Origin of the sequence: Actinokineospora pegani, from assembly GCF_009745975.1 — a bacterium.
Taxonomy (GTDB): domain Bacteria; phylum Actinomycetota; class Actinomycetes; order Mycobacteriales; family Pseudonocardiaceae; genus Actinokineospora; species Actinokineospora pegani.
Genome location: NZ_WHOL01000017.1, coordinates 1 through 13,623 on the forward strand (window position 1 = coordinate 1; position 13,623 = coordinate 13,623).

General features: G+C 73.2%; 10 protein-coding genes. 1 reads left to right on the forward strand and 9 read right to left on the reverse strand.

What is annotated here, in order from left to right; translation table 11 throughout:
• Window positions 1–459: 459 nt before the first annotated feature.
• The 8 genes from GCL84_RS00570 to GCL84_RS00605 form a co-directional block, all read right to left on the reverse strand.
• Complete coding sequence (locus GCL84_RS00570; RefSeq protein ID WP_156753327.1) at window positions 460–1,533, reverse strand: MBL fold metallo-hydrolase; 1,074 nt, start codon at window positions 1,531–1,533, stop codon at window positions 460–462.
• 38 nt (window positions 1,534–1,571) lie between these two features.
• Complete coding sequence (locus tag GCL84_RS00575; protein ID WP_156753328.1) at window positions 1,572–2,225, reverse strand: 4'-phosphopantetheinyl transferase family protein; 654 nt, start codon at window positions 2,223–2,225, stop codon at window positions 1,572–1,574.
• A 99-nt stretch (window positions 2,226–2,324) separates the two neighbouring features.
• A complete protein-coding gene (locus tag GCL84_RS29685) occupies window positions 2,325–3,899 on the reverse strand; it encodes a class E sortase (protein WP_235925901.1) in 1,575 nt (524 codons plus the stop codon).
• A 1,396-nt stretch (window positions 3,900–5,295) separates the two neighbouring features.
• Window positions 5,296–6,027: a FadR/GntR family transcriptional regulator gene (locus tag GCL84_RS00585; RefSeq protein ID WP_156753329.1), complete on the reverse strand. Its 732-nt coding sequence runs from the start codon at window positions 6,025–6,027 to the stop codon at window positions 5,296–5,298.
• The gene (locus GCL84_RS00590) at window positions 6,011–6,778 is read right to left on the reverse strand and encodes a 3-oxoacyl-ACP reductase (RefSeq protein WP_156753330.1); all 768 of its coding nucleotides are present in this window, start codon (window positions 6,776–6,778) and stop codon (window positions 6,011–6,013) included. Before GCL84_RS00590 ends, GCL84_RS00585 begins: the two co-directional genes overlap by 17 nt.
• 12 nt (window positions 6,779–6,790) lie before the next feature.
• Window positions 6,791–8,146, reverse strand: a complete 1,356-nt coding sequence (locus tag GCL84_RS00595) for an aldehyde dehydrogenase family protein (RefSeq protein WP_156753331.1) — start codon at window positions 8,144–8,146, stop codon at window positions 6,791–6,793.
• Complete coding sequence (locus tag GCL84_RS00600) at window positions 8,143–8,868, reverse strand: gamma-glutamyl-gamma-aminobutyrate hydrolase family protein (protein ID WP_235925902.1); 726 nt, start codon at window positions 8,866–8,868, stop codon at window positions 8,143–8,145. The genes GCL84_RS00595 and GCL84_RS00600 overlap by 4 nt, the downstream gene beginning before the upstream one ends.
• A gap of 10 nt (window positions 8,869–8,878) precedes the next feature.
• Entirely contained in the window at window positions 8,879–10,246 is a 1,368-nt protein-coding gene (locus GCL84_RS00605; protein WP_156753333.1) for a glutamine synthetase family protein, read from the reverse strand.
• A 205-nt stretch (window positions 10,247–10,451) separates the two neighbouring features.
• On the opposite strand from GCL84_RS00605, the gene GCL84_RS00610 reads away from it, so the two are divergent.
• On the forward strand, window positions 10,452–11,969 hold the full coding sequence (locus GCL84_RS00610) for an amino acid permease (protein WP_156753334.1): 1,518 nt from the start codon (window positions 10,452–10,454) through the stop codon (window positions 11,967–11,969).
• Between the two features lie 201 nt (window positions 11,970–12,170).
• Here the strand turns inward: GCL84_RS00610 and GCL84_RS00615 are convergent, their stop codons facing one another.
• Entirely contained in the window at window positions 12,171–13,352 is a 1,182-nt protein-coding gene (locus GCL84_RS00615) for a hypothetical protein (protein ID WP_156753335.1), read from the reverse strand.
• Between the last annotated feature and the right edge of the window lie 271 nt (window positions 13,353–13,623).

A 13,623-nucleotide genomic window follows, 5' to 3' on the forward strand; every position in this document is an offset into this window, starting at 1 on the left:
CGGTGTCCTCGCGTTCGGAACGCTTCCACGCCCCGATCTCCGCGGCCACCATCACCACGCACGCCCCCACAGCCCACACGCCGGACTAAGTAAGCGGCTCTGCCCCCAGTGGTGGTGGGGTTTGGTGTCGCGCGGGCGGGCGAGATTTGGCGTTGCGGTGGGTGGAGAGGGTTTGGTGCCGCACCGGACCGGGTTCGTCGCAGCGCTAGGCGCACAGGGTCTGGTGTGGCGGGGTTCCCGCCGCACTGGGCGGGCAAGGTTTGCTGCCGCACTCGGTGGGCGGGGTTCCTCGTCGCACCGGGCTGACAGGGTTTGGTCTCGTGTGACGGGCGTTGGTGTCGCCCCGGACGAAAGGGGCTGAAGTCGCACCCAGCAGGGCGGGGTCCTCATCGCGTCGGGCGGGCAAGGTTTGCTGCCGCACTGGGCAGGCGAAGGCTGGCTGGGGTGGGCGAGTTCGGGTCAGGCTGTCGTGTTGTCGGTCGGGGTGGTCGTCTGTTCTGGGGTCGCGGCGCTGGCTGGTTGGGGGGTGTACTCGGTCACGCCGTCGGAGGTGGTGGGTTTCAGGGTGCCGCGGGTGACCAGGACGTCGAGGTGGGCGGCGGTTTCGCCGATGGCCAGGACCTGGTTGAACAGGTCGAGGGTGTCGAAGGCGCGGTGGTGGCGGGTCCAGCCGAGGCGGCGGGCGGTGTCGGCGGCGGTGGTGGCGCCGGAGCGGGTGGCCTCGAGGGTGGCGGCCAGGCGCTCCTCGTGGTGGATCAGGAGTTCGTCCACGCGGTTGTGGACGCTGGGGGCAACGGGGCCGTGGGCGGGGAGCAGGACCATGTCGGGGTAGGTGCGCATGAGGCGCAGGGAGTCCATGTAGTCGCCGAGGGGGAGGGTGGCCCTGGCGGGCTCGAAGCCGATTGACGGGGTGATGTGCGGGAGCACGTGGTCGCCCGCGAACAGGGCGCCCGCGGCCTCGTCGACGAAGACCACGTGGCCCCGGGTGTGGCCGGGGGTCGGCACGGCGCGCAGCACCCGGTCGCCGACCTCGATGTCGCACACGCCGGAGATCCACTCGTCCGGCGGCTCGTAGCTGTAGTCGCGTTGGCCCGCGGAGTCCATGGCGGCGCGCAGCTTCTCCACCAGGTCCTGGGCACCCCACGCCCGCAGGTCGCTGACCTGCTGCTGGGCCTTGCCCGCGAGGACGAGTTCGATGTTGGGCTGCTCGCCCGCACCGAGGGCGATCCGCGACCCGAACAGCCGCCGCAGCTCGACGGCCAGGGTGTAGTGGTCGCGGTGCATGTGCGTGACCAGGAACCGCTCGACGTCGCCCAGCTCGTGCCCGATGGAGGCGAGCGCGGACTCCAGGGCCGCGCGGGCCTCCCGCAGGCCCCACCCGGAGTCGATGAGGACCAGTCCGGTGGGCGTGGCGATGCTGTAGACGTTGACCGCGTGCAGGCCGTCGTTCGGCAGCGGCAGCGGGATGCGGTGCACCCCGGGCGCCACCTGGTGCGCGCCCGGCTCGGTCCACGGCCCGGTCCTCGCCGCCATGCCGCCTCCTTGTTGGTTGCTTACCGCAACCTATCAAGTCAGACGGCGATCGCGATCGCCGCGACCACGAGCCCGCTGCCGGTCAGCCATCGCCCTTCGAACCCGCGCAGCCGCTCGCCCTTGACGACCGGCCCCTCCACCAGCAGTTCCGCGGTGAAGGTCCCCGCCGGGTCGAACCGCAACCGGGCGTCGGAGAAGCCGAGCCACTCGCGGGCCAGCGGGAACCACGCCTTGTAGACGCTCTCCTTGGCCGTGAACAGCAGCTTGTCCCACAGCACGTCCGGGTGCGCCGCCGCCAGCTCGGCGAGGTGCACGCGCTCGTCGGGCAGGGTGACCGCGTCCTCCACCCCCTCCGGCAGCGCCACGTGCGGCTCGGCGTCGATGCCGACGGTGATGATCTCGCTGGCGTTGGCCAGCACCGCCGCCCGGTACCCGGCGCAGTGCGTCATGCTCCCGACCACGCCCTCCGGCCACTGCGGGGCGCCGCGCTCACCGGGGATGATCGCCACGGGCGGCCGCCCCAGCCGCGCCAACGCCTGGCGGGCGCAGTGCCGCACCGTCGTGAACTCCCGGCGCCGCTTCCCCACCGCCTTCGCCACGACGGGCTCTTCCTCGGGCAGGAGCACGGCCTCGGGTGGGTCGTCGTAGGCCTCAACGGCCGCGATGGCGGCGGGCAGGATCTTCTCGATCACGGGCGGACGATAGTCGTTGGCGCCGCGCGGTGGGGACAACTCCGCCGGAGATCACGTGCACGAGCCCGACAAGGGGTGACCGGTGGTCCCCGCCGCGGCTCAGCCGGTCTCGCCCAGCTCCGGCGGGATGGCGTTGCGGTCGGCGGTCTTGGCCTGCTCGCGGACCATGATCCCCTGCAGGATCATGCGCTCCTTGTTGGAGAACTTGGGGTGGCAGGTGGTGAGCGTGATCAGCTTGCGCCGCTGCGACTCGGGCACCGCGGAGTCGGAGTTGCCCGGCACCGGCGCGATGACGTCGCTCTGCTGGGGGGTGACGATCTGCCGCCCGGTCGCGGCGTTGTACGCGCCGGTGAGCGGCTCGACCTTCTCGCCGCCGTCCTTGCCCGCGCACAGCGGGTCGGACGCCTTCGCCGACCAGTTCGTCGCGTCGCGGCCCACCGGCAGCAGCCGGTAGACGAACCAGCTCGTCTGCGTCTCGACCACCATGGCGTCGCAGGACTCGAGCAGGTCGAGGTCGTTGAACGGCGCGCCCTTGCCCACCCGGTGCCCGGCGACGGCGAAGTTGCCCGGCTGCCCCGGCAGCGCGGAGTTCTTGTAGTGCCCCGGCCCGATCTCCAGGTCGGCCTCGGTCGTGCCCTCGACGACGGTGAAGTTGTAGTCCTCGCCCAGCGCCGGGATGTAGAGCTTCGCCATCCCCTCGCCGTCAGCGAACTGGAACTTCTGCTGCCGCTCCGGCCCGTCGTCGAGCGCCGGGCTGTCCCACTGCTCGTCGAGCGCGGAGGTCACGTCGTTCTGCTTGCTCGCCGAGATCAGGTCGGTGATCCACACCTCGTAGATGACGAACAGCAGCACGACCATCCCCAGGGTGACCATGGCCTCCCCGGCCACCATGATCGCCTTCGCGGCCCGGTTGCGCTTCGGCTCGTCCCCGGGCTCGTCCTCGAGCTCGTCGTCGTAGTCCTCGTCGTCGTAGTCCTCGTCATCGTCGTAGTACTCATCGACGTCCTGCTCATCCGACGGCGCCACCGCCGGAGCCTCGACCTGCTTGGGCGCGATCCGCTCCGTGGGCGGGTCGACCTGCGGCCGCACCACCGGGATCACCTCGGTGACCGGCGCGATCACCTCGGTCCGCGCCTCCGGCAGCACGAGCTCCCCGTCGGGCCCGTTGATCTCAGTGGGCCCATCGATGGTCCCCTCGACCCGCCGGCGCCTGCCACCGGGCCGCGTCGGCGCCGCCGCGGGCGGCACCCCGTCGGGGCGGTGACGGCGGCCGGTGTTGAGACCGGGGTCGGGGTTCGCGGTGGGCGTTTCCCGGGAGTGGCTCTGGGGTGCGCGCCGCGCCGGAGCGGGCGCGCCGGAGCGCGTGCGGCTGTCGGCAGGTGGGCGGGCCTGGTCGGCGGGGTGGGGGGGCTGGGCTGGGAAGCCGCCTTCGCGGGTGTGGCCGTTGGGACCGCGCCGCCCGGCGGGTGCGGGGTAGGCGCCGGGCTCGGCCGGGAGACCGACCGTGCCGACGTGCCCGTTGGCACCGCGCCGCTCGGCGGGTGGCGGGTGGGCGTGGGAGTCAGCCGGGTCGGTCGGAAGACCGCCCTCACGGGTGTGGCCGTTGACGCCGCGCCGCCCGGCGGGCGGCGGGTAGGCGCCAGCATCGACTGGGGGACGTCCCGGGGCGGACACAGAACCGACCTCGCGGGCGTGGCCGTTGACACCGCGCCGCCCGGCGGGCGGCGGATGGGCATTGGTGTCGGCCGGGGGGTAGCCCGAGTCGACCGGAGCATGGCCGTTAGCGCCACGCCCAGCAGGCGGCGGGTAAGCACCAGCATCGGCCGGGGGGTAGCCCAAGTCGGTCGGAGAAGCGGCCTCGCGGACATGACCGTTGGCACCGCGCCGCCCGGCAGGCGGCAGGTAGGCGCCGGTGTCGGCCGGGGGGTAACCCGAGTCGACCGGAGCATGGCCGTTGGCACGACGGCGCCCGGTGGGCGGCGGGGGTGCACCGGCATCGGCCGGAGGGTGACCCGGATCGGCTGGAGGACCGCCCTCACGGGCGCGGCCGTTGACACCTCGCCGACCCGTGGGCGGCGGGTAAGCACCAGCATCGGCCGGGGGGTAGCCCAAGTCGACCGGAGAAGCGGCCTCACGAACATGACCGTTGGCACCACGCCGACCGACAGGCGGCGGATAGGCACCGGCATCGACCGGGGGGTAGCCCGAGTCGACCGGAAAACCATCCTCGCGGGCGTGGCCATTGGTACCGGGCGGGTAGGCAGCGGCATCCGCCAAGGAGTGACCCGAGTCAGCCGAAGACGCGGCCTCACGGGCGCGGCCGTTGGCACCGCGCGGCTCAGCAGGCGGTGGGTAAGCGCCGCTACCGATCGAGCGGGCCGGGGAATCGGCCTCACGACCATGGCCGTTGGTGCCGTGCCGCCCAGTGGGCGGTGGGTAGGCAGCGGCATCCGCCGGGGGATGACCCAGGTCGGGCAGGGAACCGGCCTCGCGGGCGTGGCCATTGGCACGACGCCGCCCCGAGGGGGGTGGGGGGTTGTCGTGGGGGGCTTGTCTGCCGTTGGGGGGCTGGGGGGCGCCCGCCTGGTTGGGCGCGGGGTGGGCACCCGTCCTCGGTTCAGCGCCCGCGCGGGGGTGGCCGTTTCCGACGGGCGGTGGATAGGTGCCCGGTTCTAACTGACCGCCCGTGCGGGCGCTGGGGTCTGGCTCGCCACCCGCGTGGGGCGGCACGTCCAGGTGGCCGCCCGCGCGCGAGTAGCCGTTGCGGCTGGGCAGCGCGTGCGCACCGGCGTCCCGCTGGCCGCCCGCGGCGGGCGGGGGGTGGGCGCCACGGCCCGGTTCGACCGCTGTGCGGGTGCGGGCGTTGGGCGGGCGTTGGGCGGCGGGGGTGGGCCTGCCGTCCGGGGGGCCGGGGTGGGTGGGAGGTGGGCGGTGCCTGTCGTCAGGTGCCACGTCGCCACCCCCTGTTGTCGATCGTCGGACGGATTCAGACTATGACGATAGGCGACGGGGCCGTTCGGGTGGTGTTAACCGAGTGGCATTGCACACTCCGGACATGGGCGAGGGTGGCTCAACTCAGGAAGCCGCGCAGGAGGGCGGCGGTTCCGGCGAGGTGCTCGGTCATGGCCGCCCTGGCGGCTGGGGGGTCGCCGTCGAGGATGGCGGTGATGACGGCGGTGTGCTGGTGGTCGGAGTGGTCGATGTTGGGTGGGAGCAGGGGGATGGCGTCGAGCAGGGCGTTGAGGCGGGTGCGGGCGTCGGCGACGGCCGCGGTGACCGAGGCGGCGCCGGTGGCCTCGGCGATGGCCAGGTGCAGGCGGGAGTCCCGGCGGCGGTAGTCGGCGGGGGCGGCTGTGGCGCAGTCGTCGAGGCTGGCTCGGAGGTGGCGGCGGGCGCGGGGTGGCAGGGCGCGGGCGGCGGCCTGTTCGGCGGCTCCCGGCTCCAGCACGGCGCGCAGCGTGAGCACGTCGGCCAGCTCCGCCGCCAGGTCGGCGGCAGGCTGCGGCGGAGGTGGCGGGTCGGGGGCGGCCCGCACGAACGTGCCCCCGTACCTGCCCCGCCGGGACTCGACGAACCCCGCCTCCTGCAACGCGCGCAGGGCCTCCCGCAGCGTCACCCGGCTGATGCCCAGCCGCACCGCCAGGTCCCGCTCGGCGGGCAGCCGGGTGCCGGGCGCGGCCACACCCAGCCGGATGGCCTGCAGCATCCGCTCGACGGTCTCCTCGAAGGCGTTCCCCGCGCGCACCGGGCGGAAGAACGCGGCGGCGAGCGGGTCCTCCGGCTTGTCAGAGGGGGGTGACATAGGCGCCGGAGATCCCGCCGTCGACCAGGAACTGCGAGGCCGTCATGAACGAGGAGTCGTCGCTGGCCAGGAAGGCCACCGCGGCGGCGATCTCCTCGGGCTCGGCGAAGCGGCCGAGCGGGATGTGCACCAGCCGGCGGGCGGCGCGCTCGGGGTCCTTGGCGAACAGCTCGCGCAGCAGCGGGGTGTTGACCGGGCCCGGGCACAGCGCGTTGACCCGGATTCCCTCGCGGGCGAACTGCACGCCCAGCTCCCGGCTCATCGCCAGCACCCCGCCCTTGGACGCGGTGTAGGAGATCTGCGAGGTCGCCGCGCCCATGACCGCGACGAACGACGCGGTGTTGATGATCGAGCCCTTGCCGCGGGCCCGCATGTGCTCGATGGCGTGCTTCGAGCACAGGTAGACCGAGGTCAGGTTGACCCGCTGGACCTTCTCCCACGCGTCGAGGCCGGTGGTGAGGATCGAGTCGTCCTCCGGCGGGGAGATGCCCGCGTTGTTGAACGCGACGTCGACCGAGCCGTAGGTGTCGGCGGCGGCCTGGAACAGCGCCCGCACCGCGTCCTCGTCGGTGACGTCGGTGCGCACGAACAGCCCGTCGACCTCGGCCGCCGCCGCGGCCCCGGTCTCCTGGTCGATGTCGGCGACGACGACCCGCGCGCCCTCCTCGGCCAACCGCCGCACCGAGGCCAAGCCGATCCCGCTGGCGCCCCCGGTGATCACCGCGACCCGGCCGTCCAACCGCTTGCCCATGCCTCTCCCCTGCTAGTCCGAGCTGATGAACACGTTCTTGACCTCGGTGAACCCGCCCGGCGCGTCCGGGCCGAGCTCGCGGCCGAAGCCGGACTGCTTGAACCCGCCGAACGGCGTCCAGTACCGGACCGAGGAGTGCGAGTTGACCGACAGGTTCCCGGCCTCGACCGCCCGCGAGACCCGCAGCGCCCGGCCGACGTCGCGGGTCCAGATCGACCCGGACAGCCCGTAGTCGGTGTCGTTGGCCAGCCGCACGGCGTCGTCCTCGTCGTCGAACGGCAGCACGGCCACCACCGGGCCGAACACCTCGTCGGTGACGGCGCGGTGGTCGGCGGGCACGCTCAGCACGGTCGGCGGGAACCAGAACCCGGGCCCGTCCGGGGCGCTGCCGCGCAGGACGACGTCGGCGTCGTCGACGTAGGAGGACACCTTGGCCAGGTGCGCCGCCGAGATCAGCGGCCCCATCTCGGTGGCATCGTCGCCCGGCGGCCCGACGACGACGGCGCGCACGGCGCCTTCCAGCGCGGCCATGAACTCGTCGTGGACCGACCGCTGCACCAGGACGCGGGAGCGGGCGCAGCAGTCCTGCCCGGCGTTGTCGAACACGGCGCCGGGGGCGGCCGCGGCGGCCTTGGCCACGTCGGCGTCGGCGAAGACGATGTTGGCGTTGTTGCCGCCCAGTTCCAGGGTGAACCGCTTCACCTGGGCCGCGCAGCCCGCCATGACCTTCTTCCCGACAGCGGTCGACCCGGTGAACACGACCTTGCGGACCAGCGGGTGGGTGACGAACCGCTCCCCCACGACCGGCCCCTCGCCGGGCAGCACCTGGAACACGTCGTCGGGGATGCCCGCGGCGCGCGCCAGCTCGGCGAGCCGCAGCGCGGTGAGCGGGGTCAGCTCGGCGGGCTTGAGCACGACGGTGTTGCCCGCGGCGAGGGCGGGCGCGAGGCCCCAGCCCGCGATGGGCATGGGGAAGTTCCACGGCACGATCACCCCGACGACGCCGAGCGGCTCGTGGAAGGTGACGTTGAGCCCGCCGGGGACGGGGATCTGCCTGCCGGACAGGCGTTCGGGGGTCGCGGAGTAGTAGGCGAGGACGTCTCGGACGTTGCCGGCCTCCCAGCGCGCGTTGCCGATGGTGTGGCCCGCGTTGGCGACCTCGAGCCGGGCCAGGTGCTCCCGGTCGGCGTCGACGGCCTCGGCGAACCGGCGCAGCAGCCGGGCGCGGTCGGCCGGGGCCACCGCGCGCCAGGCGGGGAAGGCCGCGTGCGCCCGTGCGATCGCCGCGTCGGTCTCCTCGGCGCTGACGGCCTCGACGGTGGTCAGGACCTCGGCGGTGGCCGGGTCGAGGACCTCCAGGGTGCTCATCTGCTGTCCCTCCTCGCTGGGGTGCGGCGCTGGGCGTGCGCGCGGGCGGCCTCGACCAGGGCGGCGAAGACCCGGAAGTCCTCGGCGTTCTGCTCCGGGTGCGACTGCAGGGCGAGCGCGAACGGCCGGTCGGGCAGTTCCAGGGCCTCGACCGTGCCGTCCGGGGCGGTGGCGGTGGGGACCAGGCCCGCGCCGAGCAGGTCGACCGACTGGTGGTGGTGGCACTGGACCTGCACGGCGGACCCGACGATGCCCGCGAGGCGGGAGTCGGGCGCCACGGCCAGGTCGAGCTTGCCGAAGGTGGCGACCTGCGGCTGGTGGTCGGTGGTGCCGACGACCTCGGGGGTGTGCTGGTGCAGGGTGCCGCCGAGGGCGACGTTGAGCAGCTGCATGCCCCGGCAGACCGCCAGCAGCGGCAGGTCGAGCTCCAGCGCGGCCTCGACCAGGGCGAGCTCCGCGTCGTCGCGGGCGGGCTGCGGGGTGCCGGTGGTGGGGTGCGGGGGCTGGCCGTAGCGGATGGGGTCGATGTCGGCGCCGCCGGAGAGCACCAGGCCGTCGAGCCAGTCGACGGTCTCGGCGCGCCAGTCGCCGATCGGCGGCAGCAGCACGGCGTTGCCGCCCGCGGCGGCGATGGACTCGACGTAGACCCGGTGCAGCACCACCGCCTCGGCCTCCCAGATGCCGAAGGTGGAGTGCTCCAGGTAGGTCGTCACCCCGATCACGGGGGGACGGCTACAACCGCTCGAAACCACGGACGCGCTCCCAGTCGGTCACCGCCGCGTCGAAGGCGGCCTGCTCGACCCGCGCGGCGTTGAGGTAGTGCTCCACCACGTCGTCGCCGAAGGCGGCGCGGGCCACCGCGGACGAGTCGAGCAGCTCGGCGGCCTCGCGCAGCGTGCGCGGGACCGTCGGCCTGCCGGAGGCGTAGGCGTTCCCGGTGAAGGCCTCCTCCAGCGGCAGCTCGTTGTCGATGCCGTGCAGGCCCGCCGCGATCAGCGCGGACACCGCCAGGTACTGGTTGACGTCGCCGCCGGGGACGCGGTTCTCGACCCGCAGCGAGGGCCCGTGGCCGACCACGCGCAGCGCGCACGTGCGGTTGTCCACGCCCCAGGCCACGGCGGTCGGCGCGAAGGAGCCCTCGGCGAAGCGCTTGTAGGAGTTGATGTTCGGGGCGAAGAAGTAGGTCAGCTCGCGCAGGCAGGCGAGCTGACCGGCGATGAAGTGCTCCATCAGCGGGGAGAAGCCGTGCGGCCCGTCGCCCGCCATCACCATGGGGTCCGCCGCGCCGTCGACCCCGCGCAGGCTGATGTGGATGTGGCAGGAGTTGCCCTCGCGGTGGTCGAACTTGGCCATGAAGGTCAGCGACCTGCCGTGCGCGGCGGCGATCTCCTTGGCCCCGGTCTTGTAGATCGAGTGGTTGTCGCATGTGGACAGCGCGTCGGTGTACTTGAACGCGATCTCGTGCTGGCCGGGGAAGCACTCGCCCTTGGCCGACTCGACGTGCAGGCCCGCGCCCGCCATGCCGCGGCGGATGTCGCGCAGCAGCGGCTCGACGCGGGAGGTGCCCAGCAGCGAGTAGTCCACGTTGTACCGGTTGGCCGGGGTGAGACCGGCGTACCCGGCGTCCCACGCCTTGTCGTAGGAGTCCTCGAAGACGATGAACTCCAGCTCGGTGCCCACGAACGCGCCCAGGCCGCGCTCGGCGAGCCGGTCGAGCTGGCGGCGCAGCACCTGCCGGGGGGAGACCGGGACCGGCCCGCCCGCGACCAGCTCCAGGTCGGCGACCACCAGGGCGGTGCCGGGCAGCCAGGGCAGCAGGCGCAGGGTGTCCAGGTCGGGCCGGAACACGAAGTCGCCGTAGCCGCTGTCCCAGGACGAGCTGGTGTAGCCGCCGACCGTGTTCATCTCCACGTCGACGGCGAGCAGGTAGTCGCAGCCCTCGGCGGCGTGGTCGAGCACCTCGTCGAGGAAGTGGCGCGCGGCGAACCGCTTGCCCTGCAGCCTGCCCTGCATGTCGGTCGCCGCGAGCAGGACGGTGTCCACCTCGTCGCGCTCGACCAGCTCCCGCAACCGCGGGACGGTCAACGGAGCGGCTGCCATGGCCACACCCCCAATGGTCGCCTGGTGATCCATTCACGCGTCCCCCGCATCCTGCTGGACAGCCCCGCCCACCCGCAACCGGCCGTCCACCGGCCGGACGGGCCACCCGGACGTGCCCCGTTTGGGTCTTGACCGACGAGCGCCCCCGTCGAAGACTGAATCGCTCGCGCGAAATGGACCGCCCTCGAGCCATTGGGGAACCGTCATGGCCAGCGACACCGCGCCCGACGCCGACTCCGCCCGCCTGCACTCGCTGGGCTACGCCCAGGAGTTGCGCAGGTCGATGTCGGGGTTCAACAACTTTGCCGTGTCGTTCACGATCATCTCGGTGCTGTCGGGCTGCCTGACGCTCTACGGGTTCGGCATGCGGACCGGCGGGCCGGTGGCGATGATCTGGGGCTGGCCGCTGGTCGGGGTGTTCGTGGTGCTGGTCGGCCTGGGCATGGCCGAGGTCTGCTCGAGCTACCCGACCGCGGGCGGGCTGTACTACTGGGCGGCGAAGCTGGCCCCGCGCAACGCCGCGGCGTGGGCGTGGTTCACCGGCTGGTTCAACCTCATCGGGCAGATCGCGGTCACCGCGGGCATCGACTTCGGCGCTGCGCTGTTCCTCAACGCCTTCCTCGACCTGCAGTTCGGCTTCGCCGCGACGCCGGGCAACACGATCATGCTGCTCGGGGTCATCCTCGTCGTGCACGGGCTGCTGAACACCTTCGGCGTGCGCGTGGTGGCGGTGCTCAACAACGTCAGCGTGTGGTGGCACCTGGTGGGCGTGCTGGTGATCGTGGGCGCGCTGGTCATCGTCCCGGACCAGCACCAGAGCGCGTCGTTCGTGTTCGGCCACTTCGCCAACTCGACCGGCTGGGCGTCGCCGATCTACGTGTTCCTGCTCGGCCTGCTGCTCGCCCAGTACACGCTGACCGGCTACGACGCCTCGGCGCACATGACCGAGGAGACCCGCGACGCCTCGGTGGCAGGCCCGCGCGGCATCGTCAACTCCATCCTGGTGTCGCTGGCGGCGGGCTGGGTCCTGCTCATCGGCCTGACCTTCGCCATCCAGGACTACGACGGCGCGGTGAACTCCGGGACCGGCGTGCCCCCGGCCCAGATCTTCATCGACGCCGTGGGGGCCACCGGCGGCAAGCTGCTGCTGCTCATCGCCATCGGGGCGCAGTTGTTCTGCGGCATGGCCGCGGTGACCGGCAACTCGCGGATGATCTACGCCTTCGCCCGGGACGGGGCCATCCCGGGGTCCCGCTTCTGGCACAGGATCAACAAGCGCACCCGGACGCCCACGAACTCGGTGTGGCTGGCCGCTGTCGGGGCCTTCGTGCTGGCTGTGCCGTACTTGTGGAGTGAGACCGCGTACGCGGCGGTGACGTCGATCGCGGTTGTGGGGCTGTACACGGCTTATGTCATCCCGATCTTCCTGCGGGTGCGGCAGGGGGACCGGTTCGAGCGCGGGCCGTGGCACCTGGGGCGGTGGGGGAAGCCGATCGGGGTCGTGGCGACGGGGTGGGTGTCGCTGATCTTCGTGCTGTTCATGCTGCCGCAGGCCTCGCCGGTCACGATCGACTCGTTCAACTACACGCCGGTCGCGTTCTTGGTGGTGCTGGGCGGGGCGGGGGTGTGGTGGGTGTTGTCGGCGCGGAAGTGGTTCACGGGGCCGAAGGTGCAGGGGTCGGCGGAGGAACTGGCCGCGGTGGAGCGGGACCTGGAGCCTTGATGGTGTGCTCTCGGGGCGCCTGGGCCGCCCTGGGGGGCTCGATGGGGTGGATCTGTGTGGCCGGGGCCCCTACGACGATCATGTGCGTGAGGGGCAAAAGTGAGGGGGAGGGCACCCTCACGCCCTCCCGAGGCTTGCACATGATCGCCTCCCCCAACCACACAGATCCACCCCATCGAGCACTGACGTTCTCGGGTGCGGTTAGCGGCGCACGTAGGGCACGGCGCGGGCGTGGGGCGGGGTGGTCGCGGTGCCCACGACCACGGGGGCGTGGGGGTGGACGGCGTTGACTGTGGCGGTGGTGGTGCCGGTGGGGCCGGTGGCGGCTCGGGGGCCGGTGCGGGTGATCAGTTGAGGGGTGCAGGTGTCGGGGGTGGGGCAGGTCATCAGGGCCACGTCGCCGCGTTCGTTGATGCCCTGGGGGTAGCTGGCGGGGTCCGGGGTGAGGGGGGTGGCCTTGCCGTCCTTCCAGCGGAAGGCGCGGGAGGTGGCGCCGGTGCGGGAGGTGGCCACGACCTCGCCGGTGTCGTTGATGAAGTCCCGGAGGAAGAAGTCGGTGGGGTGGGCGTCGGTGGCTTCGGCGCCGGGGAGCAGGCCGATGTCGGTGAAGCCGCCCTCGCGCCAGACCAGGACGCGGCCCAGGGCGCCCAGGGCGGACTGCATGACGACCTCGCCGCGGGAATTGAGGTCCAGCGGGAACGGCACCGCGTAGGGGGTGGGCTGGGTGGCGTTGGCGACGAGGGCGCCGCGGGGGTCCCAGACGCGCAGGGAGCTGGCGCCATCGGCGCCCGGGACGACGACGGCGACGTGGCCGGCGGGGCCGAGCAGGGGGATGCCGGTTCCCTCCGGGCCCTCGTAGAGCACGCGGGTCACCCGGCCGTGGCGCCAGACCGCGATGCGCACGGGGAGCGCGGTGTCGTCGGGGCCGGGGGCGAAGACGCTGTAGACCAGGACCTCGCCGCGGTTGTTGACGCCGACCGCCGCGCTGCCCGTGGAGCCCTCGGGCGCGAGGTCGATCGTGCGGCCGCCCAGCCAGGCCACGGCCTCGCGGTAGCCCGGCTCGGCGCCCGCCGGGGCCACCTGGCCGACGACGAGGCCCGCGCTGTTGGCGCCGTAGGCGAAGCTCGTCACCGCTCCCGGGGCCAGCTCGCGCAGCCCGCCGCCCCGCCAGACGGCCACGTGCGGCGTCCCGTCCGCGTGCCCGAGGTGCCCGTAGACCAGCCCGGACCCGGTGATCCGGAGGTTGGTCGCGCCGGTCGCCGCCGCGGGCAGCGGCAGCGACCAAGCCCGCTCCCGCGCGGGCTCGGCCGTCGCCGCGCCCGGCACGGCGGGGACCAGCGCCACTGCCGCCGCGACCAGCGCGGTGACCACTCTTCTGCCCATCTCCACTCCTCGGTGTCGGCCGGTTCGGGAGGAGACCACCACCTGGCGCGGGCGGTGTCCATGGACCAGCCGATTCCTAGTGGGTGGATAGGGGGTGCCCGCGGGCCGCACTGGGAACGCCTGGGAAAAACGGACTAGTCGGGCGCCTTGTGAGTCGCCCGCCGGGCCGTCGATACTGGTCTCAGCGCGCGTGTGGCCGGGGGCCGACCACGTGGCCCGGCCTGCCGGGGCCGGGCCGGTGGACACCCTGCCGGACCCCGGGACCCGGGCG